The following is a 12011-nucleotide window of genomic DNA, read 5'->3' on the forward strand; positions in this document are numbered from 1 at the left end:
TGCCGATGAATATCCCTAATCTGATTACCGTTCTACGTGTCCTGCTCATCCCGATTTTCATTTTGTTGTTTTATTTGCCGTATGAATGGAGCTATGTAGCCTCAAGCTCGGTCTTCGCCTTCGCAGCCGCCACCGACTGGCTCGACGGCTACCTGGCGCGCCGCCTGGAACAAAGCACGCCTTTTGGCGCGTTCCTTGACCCGGTGGCCGACAAGCTCATGGTGGCCGTCGCCCTGGTGCTGCTGGTGCAGGAGCACGGCAACCTGTGGCTGACCCTGCCCGCGGCGGTGATCATCGGTCGCGAGATCGTCGTCTCGGCCCTGCGCGAATGGATGGCCGAAATCGGCGCCCGCGCCCACGTCGCCGTGTCGAACATGGGCAAATGGAAAACCGCCGCGCAGATGCTCGCGCTGGTCATCCTGCTGGCCAACCCATCGGACTTCTCGTTCTGGGTCCTTACGGGCTACGCCTTGCTGCTGATCGCCGCCGGCTTGACCCTGTGGTCCATGCTCCAATACCTGCGCGCCGCCTGGCCGCATCTGCGCACCACGGTTGAAAAGAAATAAAACTTTTTTGAATCAAGGGCTTGACGGGTGCTGAGGATTCTATAGAATGCGCATCACCAAGCGGGAATAGCTCAGTTGGTAGAGCACGACCTTGCCAAGGTCGGGGTCGCGAGTTCGAGTCTCGTTTCCCGCTCCAAGATTCAGAAAAAAGCCACTCAGATGAGTGGCTTTTTTTTGCCTGAGATTTATGTGCAGGAGGCGTCGGCCTTTAGAGTTTGTGGTCAATCGTTGGGCAGATGCAACTGCACCTCCATCTGCCACCGCGCCCACTCCGGCAATCCACACCACTGACTCAGCCATTCGCCACAGGAGATACGTGGGTAACAATCTACCCATCGCCGGGCGCTAGGAATAAGAACATCGATATCTAAGGTTATGCTCGCACGTCTCCGACGTACGGGATCGGAAGGTGCGGCCTGTGAGCGATAGGTTCAATGCCCTACCAATTCTTCCAGCAACTGCTCCTTGTACCCCTGTAGCACTGATGATGTCCGATCCCTCGGATGGGGCAGGTCTACCCGGATTTCATGTTTGATCCGGCCCGGATGTGCGTCCATCACGATCACTCGATCTCCCAGGTATAACGCCTCTTCAATATCGTGGGTGACCATAATCACCGTGCAACGCTGCTGTACCCAGATGCGTTGCAGCTCGCGTTGCAGGTGCACGCGGGTCAAGGCATCGAGGGCGCCCAGCGGTTCATCCAGTAGCAACACTTTGGGTTTGTTGATCAGCGCCCTGGCGATCGCGGCGCGCTGCGCCATACCGCCTGAGAGCTGATGGGGGTAGGCATTTTCAAATCCTTCAAGGTTCACCAGCGTGATGTGTTCAGCTACCTGACGGTCTTTCTCCACCTGGGGCAGCTTGTGGTTTTTCAGGGCCAGGGCGATGTTCTGGCTGACGGTCATCCACGGGAACAGGCGGTGGTCCTGGAACACGATGCCGCGTTCCAGGCTGGTGGCGACGATACGTTTGCCGTCCAGCAAAATATCGCCTCCGTATTCGGCTTCCAGGCCGACAATCAGTCGCAGCAGAGTGGATTTTCCGCAGCCGCTGGCGCCGACAATGCTGACAAACTCGCCAGGGCGCACGTCGAGCTGGATGTCGTGCAACACCGGCAGTGAACGGCCCTCGATCTGGTATGTCTTGTTCAGGCCGCGAATCTGCAGCGCACCGGTTTGCACGTAAAGGGGGGAAGCGATTGCGTTCATATCAGGGCCTTTCAACGGAGGTTGCGCCAGCGCAAGAGGTGGCGGCTCAGCAGGGTGAATAACAGGGTCATCAGGTAGCCGAGCAAGCCGATGCAAAGCACGCTGAGCACGATCACTTCCATGCGCGAGCCGGCCTCTGCGTTCATCATCAGATTGCCCAGGCCTGCCCCGGAGGACAGGAACAATTCACTGCCTATCGCGGTGACCCAGGCGAATGCCAGCGCGTGCAGCACGCCGGTGGCGATACTCGGCAGCGCCGCCGGCAGCAGCACCTGCGTGAATTGCTGAACAGGGGTGAGCACCAGCACCTGGCCGACTTCCCGGTAACGGCGCTCCACATGGCTGAAACCCTGGTAGGTGTTCAGTACCATCGGGTAAAACGCGGCAAGGGTGACGATCAGCACTTTGGAAAACTCGCCGTTGCCGAACCACATCGCAATTAGCGGGATCCAGCCAAGCATCGGCACCTGACGAATCGAGTGGAACAGCGGGCCGATCAAACGGTGGGCTACGCTGGACAGCGCCATCAGCACCCCCAGCATCACGCCGAACACAATGCCCAGTAGCAAGCCAGTGCTGGTGCGCGCCAGGCTTGCCAGGAGGTTGACCAGTAGTTCGCCGTTGCAGAGCATTTCCAGCAACGCCGAGCCGATTGCCGATAACGGCACGAAGGCATAGGCGCCGGCAGCGTCCTGACGTGAAGCGTATTCCCAGGCGAGCACCAGCAGCAGTGGCAGCAGCAGTCCTCGGGATTTTTTCAGTAAGGTCAGCATATGAGGCTCCTAGCGGGTCTGCCAGCGAAACAGGCGCTGTTCGATACGGCGAAAGGCATAGTCGAGGGCAAACCCAATCACCCCGGTGACCACTACACCGACCATCACCACATCGATGCGCAGCATCTGCCGGGCCATCTCGATCATCTGCCCCAGCCCACTGTCGGCCGCCAGCAACTCAGTGGCCACCAGCACCACCCATGCACGGGTCAAGCTGATGCGAAAGCCGGTGATGATCGGCGGCGCTGCGGCGGGCAGGGCCACCAGGCGCACAAAGGTCGGCCAGCGCAGGCGGTACACGTCGGCCACTTCGAAGTAACTGCGCGGAATGCCGCGTACTCCTTCTCCTGCCGCGAGTGCCACCGGGAAGAATGCGGTTTTGGCGACGATGATGATCTTGAAGGTTTCATCAATGCCGAACAGCAGCACGAACATCGGGATCAAGGCGATGCTGGGGATCTGGCGCAGGGTGTGGAACAGCGGCCCGCAGTACACCTGGACGTTCTTGGACAAGGCCATCAGCACGCCGAAGGCCAAGCCACACAGCGAACCAATACCAAAGCCCAGGCCGAGCCGCGACAAGCTATTACCCAGGTGTTCGAGCAATTCGCCGCTGGCGAGCAGTTCTTCGAAGGTGTGCAGCACTTGGGCCGGTGGTACTAGCAGGTTGCGCGGGAAAATCCCGAGATGGGCCACCCACGTCCAGACGGCGAGCAAAGCCAGGGGCGAGATAAGCCAGGTGAGAGCGGTAAACAATCGATGGGTGCGCATGGCAAGTCTTTTCAGCGAAGTACAACGTGTCCATCGCAAAACATGTGCCACAACCCAACCCGTCTGCAGGAGCCCGGCTTGCCGGCGATGAGGCCCGTAAGATCAGCTCATGGCAAACGAGCAATTGGTGATGGGGTGCTGCTGGGGCACCACCCATTCAGCAGCTGCCTCAGAAGTCGTAGCTCACGCTGGTGTAATAAAACGCCCCCTGTGCGCCTTCCGGGCTGGTGATCGAGTATTTCGGTACGCCGTACAACTGCGCACCATCGGATTTGTCAGGGTGGGTATCGAACAGATTGATCGCACCCACCGAGACTTTTACGCCCTTGTGGAAGGTGTACGACAGGTCGAGATCGGTCACCCATTGCGGGCTGTAGGTTTGATCGAGGCTGGGATTGGTGGCATTCAGGCTTTTCCATTCGCCATAGCGGCGCTGGGCCACGGTCAGGCCCCAATTTTCATACAGCCAGTTGGCGCTCAGGGTCAGCTTGGTGTCCGGCGTGCCTTCCTCGATCAGGCCCTGTGTGTTGCGCCCGACAATCTGCGAACCCTTGATATTGCCCACATCGCGCAAGCCAGTGATGGTGGTGTCGGTCTTGGCAAAGCCGCCGCTCAGGTTCAGGCGGCCCCATTGCTGCAGGTCCCACTGGTAATTGCCGGTCAACTCGATACCGTCGGTGCGGGTGTCGGCGACGTTGGTGTAGAACGCCGCGCTCTGGATATTGGCGTAAGGCGTACCGGCAAAGATCGGCGTGACCACGCTGGCGGGCAACTGGTCGGAAAGCGTGATGCGGTTATCGATGTTGATGCGGTACGCGTCCACCGTGACCGAGGCATTTTCCAGTGGGCGCCAGACCAGGCCCAGGGAATAGTTGGTCGACTCCTCTGGCTTGAGCGCCTTGCCGCCAAGCGCCTGGGCTTGCGGGCTGTTGGCGCGCAACGTACGTTGTTGCACCTCGACAAAGTTGCCGCTGCCCGGCGGTTGCTCTACCACCTGCACACTGAACGAGGACATGCCGCTCTGCACCAGCGAAGGCGCGCGATAGCCGGTGCTCGCAGTGGCCCGTGCGGCGATCTGTGGGTTGAAGTCGTAGCGTAGGGACAGCTTGCCGTTGGTGGTGTCGCCAAAGTCCGAATAGTGCTCGGTACGCACCGCCACGCCGGCCTGAAATTTCTCGGTAATCTGGCCTTCGACGTCGATGTAGGCGCCCAGTACCTTTCGATCCAGCGAGGCCGCATCTACTTGGGTGATGCCTGAATAATAACCGGGAATCCGGCGCCCGGTGATCGGGTCGGCCGTATTGAACAGCGGGCCGTTCTGCCAGCCTGCCGCTTCACCCGCGCTCAGTTGATAGTTTTCCTTGCGCCAGGCCAGCCCGGCGGAGAGCGTCAGCGGCTTGAACAACAGGTCGGTGGGGAAGTCACGCACCCAGTCCAGGGTCAAGTTGGTCTGGTCGTTTTCGCGCTCTCCGGTGTAGATCTTCGATGGGCTATTGGTGCCGTAGCTGGGGTTGATCGCATTGCGGTCGGTGGATTTGAGGGTGTTGTTGCCATGGTTGAGCGCCAGGTCGAATTTGCCCAGGTGCTCGTTCTCCCAGCGCAGCCCGCCGGTCACTGCATAATCTTCCAGGCCGTAGCGGGTGATCGGCAAACGGCCTTCCGGGTAGCGCGCCAACGCGTTACTGCCGTAGTTGTTACGCAAGGTGGTAGGCGGGTCGAAGAAACCTTCGGCGTCGGTATTCTTGTGGGAGTAGGTGGCGAAGCCGTAGGCAGTCAGGCTCTCGCCGATGCCGACCTCGCTGTTGGCCACGAAGTTGTACTGGTCCGAGACATTGCCTGCACCCCAACGCCAGGTGCGGTAGCGGTTATTCTGCTCGCGGGGCGTGTTTGTGCTGGTATCGCCGGGGTAAAAGATCCGGTTGTCGGGGTTGGTGTCGCTGGCCGGGTCCTGGCTGCCGGCATCGAAGCTCAAAGTCAGGAAGCCGTCGTTGGGCAGGGTGAAACCCTTCCAGCCGCTGAGCTTACGCTGCAGGCCATCGCCTTTGTCATAGCCCCCAAAGCGATAGCCCAGGTTGCCGCCGTCGTCGTTTTCCTTGAGCACAATGTTGATTACCCCCGCAATGGCGTCGGAGCCGTATTGGGCTGCGGCGCCGTCGCGCAGGATCTCTACGCGCTGGATCGCACTCAACGGAATCAGGCTCAAGTCCACCGCTGCCGCGCCACGCCCATTCACCAGGCTCTGACGGGTGATGTTTGCGCTGCTGTGACGGCGCTTGCCGTTGACCAGCACCAGCACTTGGTCCGACGCCAAGCCACGCAGCGAAGCGCCCTGGGCGATGGAGCCGCCGAAGGCGCCTTGGGGCGATTGTGGGAAGTTGAAAGACGGCGACAAGGCGGTGAGGGCACCTGAGAGGTCGGTGGCGCCAGTCTGCTGCAATTGCTCGCCGGACAGTACGTCGACGGGGGCTGCGCTTTGCAGGGCGGTCAGGTCGCTGCGGCGGGTGCCGAGTACCACTACGGTGTCCAGGCGATCGTTTTTTGCAGTGGGCTGCATATCGTCTGCCGCAAATACAGGCACGGCAAGGCTGACCATGGCCAGCGCAATGGCGCCAACCAACGGAGTGCGTTGGAACATAAAAAGGCCCTTTCAGGATGTAGGAGCCCGGCTTGCCGGCTCCTACAGGGAATGGAGGTGTGGTTGGGTTAGAAGCGGCTGGTCACGCTCAGGCCTACGGTGCGAGGGTCGCCGTAGGTGATCACGTACTGGCCCAAGCCACCGTTCGGCCGGCCATGGACTTGGTAGCGGCGGTCGGTGAGGTTGTTGACGAAGCCGGTGACGCTGAGTTTTTCGTCGGTGCTGTACCAGGTCAGTCGGCTGTTGGCCAAGGTGTAGTGAGGCTGGCTCAGATCTTTGTCGGCGCTGCTCTGGCGGTCGGCGAGGAAGTATTCCTTGTCGCGAAAACTCACATCCGCCCCCGCCACCAGCTTGCCGCCGATTTCCAGTGGGATGGTGTAGTCGCCGCCCAAGGACACCACATTGCGCGGCGAGCGCACGAAGCTGTTGCCGCTGTAGTCGCCGGTGACGGCGCCGGTGGTGGGGTTGGTGTTTTTGAAATCGGTGTATTCGCTGTCCAGGAACGAGATCGCTGCGCGCAGGTGCAGGTAGTCGGTGGGTTGGCCTTCCAGCTCCAGCTCGGCACCTTTGACCTTACCCTTGGCGCCGTTGGTCAAGGCGGTTGTCAGTACTCCGTTGTTAACCGTCAGCAGGTTCACCTGAATGTCCGAATAGTCGTAGTAGAAGATATTCGCGTTGGCGGTCAGGCGATGGTTGAACCACTCGGACTTCACGCCGAACTCATAGGCGTCGAGTTGTTCCGGGTCGACCGTGGTCAGTTGCGACAGGCTGGTGGACAACCCGGTGTTGAAACCGCCGGAACGGAAGCCATGGGCGTAGCGGAAAAACACGCGCACGTTGTCGTTGATGCGGTATTCCGGGGTCAGGTCGTAGGTCCAGGCTTCCCAGGTTTTATCCTCCTGGCGATTGCCGTTGCTGCCGGCGGCGGCGAGCGGGATCAATGGGCCGTTGGCGGTGGCGCGAGTCAACTGGGTCAGGCTGAGGTCGATGTCTTTCTTTTCCTGGGTCCAGCGCAGGCCACCGGTCACGCTGAAGTTGTCGGTGAAGTCGTAGGTCAGGTTGCCGAATAGCGCGTAGCTGTCAGTCTTATGGTCGTAGCTCAGGTCACGAAAATCCGTGGCGCCCCCAATCTGGTTCGAGCCTGTGCCGTTGGGGGTCGGGCCGGGCTGGATAAAACGCCCGGCGGTGCTGTCCAGGTCTTCATGGAAATAGTGCGCACCGGCCAGCCAGCGCAGGGTTTCCTGCTGAGGCGAGGCCAGGCGGATTTCCTGGGAATACTGAGCGTATTTGTTGTCGGCGGTGGAGGTCCCGTTGACCTCGTACGGCGTGTAATCGCCGTCACTGCTGGACTGGCCGCGAATATAGTCATAGGCGGTGATGGACGTGAGGGTGTAGTCGCCCAGGTGCCAATTGAGGGTCAGTGAAGTACCGTCGTGATTGAGCTTGGAATCGTCTTTCACATTGAGCGCGATATCGCGCCCGGCCGGCCGCTGGTAGCCCACGTTGTAATAGCGGCCCAGGGTCAGCGCACCGTTGGCACCATCGCCCTTGAACTCGCGGCTGTGGATCTTCCACAGCGCGTCCAGGTCGTCGTTGAGCTGGGCGAAGAACTGCAGGCGCACGGCCTTTTTGTTCACGTCACCGTAGGTGTGATCGTCCACCAGGTTCTTCTGGAAACCGTCGCGCTCTTCGGAGTACAGCGAGATCCGCGCGGCGAGTTTCTCATCCACCAGGGCACCGCCGAGGGCGCCGCTGAGGATGCGTTCGTTCTTGCTGCCAAAGCCGATGGTGCCGAAACCGTTGGTGTCGAACGTCGGTTTCTTCGAGATGATATTTACCGCGCCGGCCGTGGTGTTCTTGCCGTAGAGCGTGCCCTGTGGCCCGCGCAGGATCTCGATGCGCTCCAGGTCCCACAGCGGGCCGCCACCGGCAATCGGTGCGTTCAGGTACACGTCATCGGCATAAATGCCTACTGGGTAAACCGTGGCCGCACCGGTGTCGCCAGTGCCCAGCCCGCGGATGTACCAGCGCGGGCGACCGTCGCCGTCGGGGTTCTTGGCCGAGGCGTTGGGAATAAAGGTGGTGATGTCGCCCATGTTACGTACGCCATCGGCGACGATGCTGGTGCCCTGGACCGCCGATACCGCCACCGGAACCTCTTGCAGGGTTTGCTCGCGGTGTTGCGCGGTGACGGTCACGGTCTTGAGTGACGGCTCGGTCTTACTGGCGTCGTCTTCAGCGGCGTGCGTGCTGCCGGCGACGAGCAAAGCGAGCCACAGGCCCTTGGTGATCGGATTGATTTTATGCATTGCAGTCTCCCCCGGAAAGTGTGTCCTTGAAGGGGCTAGAGCAGAGATCGTGCCAAGAGGATTTCAGTGTTGATACATGGTCGTAACCTTATGATTTTAATAATAAAAATATTATATAAGGCTGAATTTTATAACGCTTTCAAGGAGCGTGAAAACGGCATGCGGAGGATTCAGCAGAAAGTGCGCGCAGGGTGCTGCTGGAGCAGCAGGAGAAGTGTTGCCAGGCCAACACAGCTGGCACTGATCACACATTAATTGTAGGAGCGCGGCTTGCCGGCGATGGCATTTTCACGGCTGCCATCGCCGGCAAGCCGGGCTCCTACAGGTAGGGTCGGACTAAACAGCGACGCGCGAAGTGGAACCGATGACTTTTTCCAGCACGCTGAAGTCGATCCAGTCGCGTACATCGAAGCGGCGCGGGATGAAGTTCCAGCGGAACAGGAAGTCGGTGAAATCCTGCAACGCATCGATCGAGCGCGAGTCCAGCGTGGTCCGCAGTCGACGGTGCGCATCTTCACCATAGGCGGCCGTGACCCAGTATTCACTGGTATTGAGTTCTTTGGCGAGAAAACGCCGGGTTTCATCCGGGTTGGCCCAGGCCCATTGCTCGGTGCGCAGCACGGTATCGACGATTTTCACGCTGGCATCGAAATGCTCTTGCAGCAGGTTGATATCCACGGTGAGGGTGCGCGGCGTGCCGTTGTTGCTGCGGATCAACGGGTCAGGGTGCGAGCCAGTATCTACTACGACATGCAAGCCGAACTCATTGGCCAAGTGCACAGCGTGGGCGCCCTTGAGAAAGATCGCGTCGATATCGCCGCGCAGCAGGCCGATCAGTTCATTGTTGCGCCGACTGAAGCGGCTGACCCCCAGTCCGATTTCGGGGCCATACACATAGGAGGTCTGGTTATCGCTGTAGGTCCCGCCATAGGGGTAATCCACCAGTTCCACGTCCGACACGTTCAAGCCTTCAAGTTTGAGTGCGTTTTCCAGGCCACGCAGGGCCTGGGCACGCGTGAAGTCGATCTGTACGTTGGCCCACTTGGGCAGACCGAAACGGCGGTTTTTCAGGTCGCGTACGCTCTTGACACCGCTCTCTGCGGTGGTGAGGATCAGCTGCACCTCGTCGCTCCACGACAAGCCCAGCACGCGGGTTTCGACGCCACTGGCGTAGGCCCAGATCGCCGGGATATTGCCACCGTGGCGCACCGAATTCTGCAGGTGATGGTCATAGTGGGCTTCGCGCACTTCCCGCTCGGTGGATTCGCGCAACGATTGGATATTGGTGCCAAAGGGCAGGAAGGCTTCGGCCAGTCGCCCGGACTGCACCGCGATGCCAAGCCCGGTGGGGACCGGGCTGTGGGTATACCAGAGAGTATCGAGTGGTTTGCTCATAAAATTCTTCGTTCAAATCCATGAAATGTTTGCACATTGCAGGAGCCCGGCTTGCTGGCGATGGCGCCCGTGAATGATGCAGTGATCATTAGGAGGCCATCGCTGGTAACCCAGCTTCTGCAGGGTTGGCGCTCTCGTTGAGCGCTGTGCTCAACGGCCGTGCATCGATCCATTCACGCACATCGAAGCGCTGTGGAATAAAGCACCAGCGGTGCAAAAAGTTGGTGAAGTCCTGCAGGGCGGCAATCGCCTGTTCATCCAGCTCGGTACGCAGGCGCAGGTGCGCGTCCTGGCCATAGGCGGCTGTCACCCAATACTCGCTGCTGTTGGTTTCCCGCGCCAGGTAACGGCGGGTGTCTTCCGGGTGGGTATGGGCCCACTGTTCGGCGCGCAGCACCGCGTCGAGGATGCCAGTGGCCACGTCAAAATGGTTCTCCAGCAGATTCAGGTCTACCGCCAGCGTGCGTGGGGTGCCGTTGTTGCTGCGGATCAGTGGGTCGGGGTGGGCGCCGGTATCAATCACGATATGCAGGCCGAAATCATGGGCGTGCTGGGCGGCGCTGGCGCCCTTGAGGAAAATTGCATCCACCTCGCCGCGCAGCAGGCCGATCAGTTCCAGGTTGCGCGCGCTGACCTGGGTGTTAACCGGCGTGCCGGCCACATTGCGCACGGCGCTGTCACTGAAGGTACCGCCGTAGCGGAAGTTGACAAGCTTCACATCGCCGACTTTCAGGCCTTCCAGCGACAGCGCGTTTTCCAGGCCGCGCAGGGCCTGGGCGCGGGTGAAGTCGATTTGAACGTCGGCCCAGTCCGGCAAGCCGAAGGTGCGGCCCTTGAGGTCCTTGACGGTCTTGATGCCGCTGGCCGGGCGGGTCAGGATCAGTTGCACTTCATCCGCCCAGGACAAGCCGATCACCCGGGTTTCGCGGCCTTGGGCACGGGCCCAGATCGCCGGGATATTGCCGCCATGGCGCACCGAGTTCTGCAAGGTGTGGTCGAAGTGCGACTCGCGCACGGCCTTGTCATTCGATTCGCGCAGGGACTGCACCTCGGTGCCCAAGGCGCCGACGGTGTCTTGCAACCAGCCCTTTTGTACGGCGATGCCCAGCCCGGTTGGCACGGGACAACGGGTATACCAGAGAGTGTCGAGGGGTTGTGTCATCAGAGATTCTCCCCCAGCGCTCAGGCGCTGGCTTTCAAAGGTTGGATCGCCGGGCGTTGGTGCACCAGCGGCAAGACTTCCTGACCAATGCGCAAGGCTTCCTCAAGGTGCGGGTTGCCAGCAAGGATAAAGGTCGAGAAGCCAGCGTCGCGGTATTCCACCAGGCGCTCGGCGATGTTTTCGTGGCTGCCCACCAGGCCGACGGTGGGTCCCGGCTTGGCCTTGGCGAAACCAGCCCAGAGGTTGGGGCCGATGGTCAGGTCGTCGAAGCGGTCGACGTTCTGGTGATAGGCGGTCTGCCGTGCGCCGCCGACTGAATCCGAACCGCTGGTAAAGCCTTTGGCAACCGTACTGGTCTTGCCTTCGAGTTTGTCGAATTGACGTCGCAGGTCTTTCCAGGCCAGCTCTTCGGTCTCACGGGCGAACAGGTCGACCCGCAGGCCGAAACGTACCGTGCGCCCTTGTTTGTCAGCCAACTCGCGTACGCGCTCGATATGCGGCTTGAGCTTGTCGATGGGCTCGGCCCAATTCAGGTACACGTCGGCGTGTTTGGCGGCAACGCCCAACGCAGCATCGGAGAATCCGGAGAAATACACCCCCGGCTTGCGCTCATGACGCAGGCCGGTGGGCAGGGCACCGTTTTCCAGCTGATAGATCGCACCGTCGTAGGAGAATTTTTCGTTCTCCCACAGGCCCTGGATGATGTCGAGGAATTCGCCGGTGCGCTTGTAGCGCAGGTCATGTTCGAGGAAATCACCATTGGCGCGTTGGCTCGCGGGGTTACCGCCGGTGATGATGTTCCACTCCAGGCGGCCACGGCTGAGGTTCTGCAGGATCGCAGCTTGCTGCGCGGCGTAGGCGGGCAGGGTCCAGGTGGCTTGGAAGGCGATCAGGAACTTGATGCGCCGGGTTTCGCGGGCCAGCGCTGCAGCGGCGATCCAGGGCTCGGGGCCGGTGGGCAGCAGGGCGCCTTCAAAACCTGCAAGTTCGGCGGCCTTGGCCACTTGGGCGATGTAGTCGATGTAGGTGAAGTCATCCGGCTCGCCGTTGGGTAATCGCCCCGGGGCGATATTGCCGGGCCGGTAGTCGGGGTTGCCACGGTTGTGTTTGTCGGTGGTCAGTTGCGGACCGTCGGTGCCCAACGGCAGGCGCCAGAAAAATTCAGTGCTCATGGGTGCTCCTGATTTGA

The 12011-nt window shown here is 60.6% G+C and carries 9 protein-coding genes and 1 tRNA gene; 2 read left to right on the top strand and 8 right to left on the bottom strand.

Annotation, left to right across the window (positions count from 1 at the left end):
- The first annotated feature begins 5 nt into the window (after positions 1-5).
- Positions 6-566, top strand: coding sequence for a CDP-diacylglycerol--glycerol-3-phosphate 3-phosphatidyltransferase (gene pgsA / locus TU73_RS11205; RefSeq protein ID WP_034119069.1), 561 nt, complete (start codon positions 6-8; stop codon positions 564-566).
- Positions 567-626: 60 nt separating this feature from the next.
- Positions 627-702 (top strand) — tRNA-Gly (locus TU73_RS11210).
- A 295-nt stretch (positions 703-997) separates the two neighbouring features.
- Here TU73_RS11210 and TU73_RS11215 read toward each other — a convergent pair.
- The 8 genes from TU73_RS11215 to TU73_RS11250 all read right to left on the bottom strand — a co-directional run bounded on the left by TU73_RS11215 (position 998) and on the right by TU73_RS11250 (position 11994).
- Entirely contained in the window at positions 998-1777 is a 780-nt protein-coding gene (locus TU73_RS11215) for an ABC transporter ATP-binding protein (RefSeq protein ID WP_057012233.1), read from the bottom strand.
- 11 nt (positions 1778-1788) lie between these two features.
- Positions 1789-2550, bottom strand: coding sequence for an ABC transporter permease (locus TU73_RS11220; RefSeq protein ID WP_057012234.1), 762 nt, complete (start codon positions 2548-2550; stop codon positions 1789-1791).
- A 9-nt stretch (positions 2551-2559) separates the two neighbouring features.
- Entirely contained in the window at positions 2560-3321 is a 762-nt protein-coding gene (locus TU73_RS11225; protein ID WP_057012235.1) for an ABC transporter permease, read from the bottom strand.
- 169 nt (positions 3322-3490) lie between these two features.
- A complete protein-coding gene (locus TU73_RS11230; RefSeq protein ID WP_057012236.1) occupies positions 3491-5956 on the bottom strand; it encodes a TonB-dependent receptor plug domain-containing protein in 2466 nt (821 codons plus the stop codon).
- A gap of 68 nt (positions 5957-6024) precedes the next feature.
- Entirely contained in the window at positions 6025-8265 is a 2241-nt protein-coding gene (locus TU73_RS11235) for a TonB-dependent receptor (protein ID WP_057012237.1), read from the bottom strand.
- A 336-nt stretch (positions 8266-8601) separates the two neighbouring features.
- Complete coding sequence (locus tag TU73_RS11240) at positions 8602-9660, bottom strand: ABC transporter substrate-binding protein (RefSeq protein WP_057012238.1); 1059 nt, start codon at positions 9658-9660, stop codon at positions 8602-8604.
- A gap of 88 nt (positions 9661-9748) precedes the next feature.
- The gene (locus TU73_RS11245) at positions 9749-10822 is read right to left on the bottom strand and encodes an ABC transporter substrate-binding protein (RefSeq protein ID WP_057012239.1); all 1074 of its coding nucleotides are present in this window, start codon (positions 10820-10822) and stop codon (positions 9749-9751) included.
- Between the two features lie 20 nt (positions 10823-10842).
- A complete protein-coding gene (locus TU73_RS11250) occupies positions 10843-11994 on the bottom strand; it encodes an LLM class flavin-dependent oxidoreductase (protein ID WP_057012240.1) in 1152 nt (383 codons plus the stop codon).
- Positions 11995-12011: the final 17 nt, after the last annotated feature.

Origin of the sequence: Pseudomonas libanensis (assembly GCF_001439685.1) — a bacterium.
GTDB classification, from domain to species: domain Bacteria; phylum Pseudomonadota; class Gammaproteobacteria; order Pseudomonadales; family Pseudomonadaceae; genus Aquipseudomonas; species Aquipseudomonas libanensis.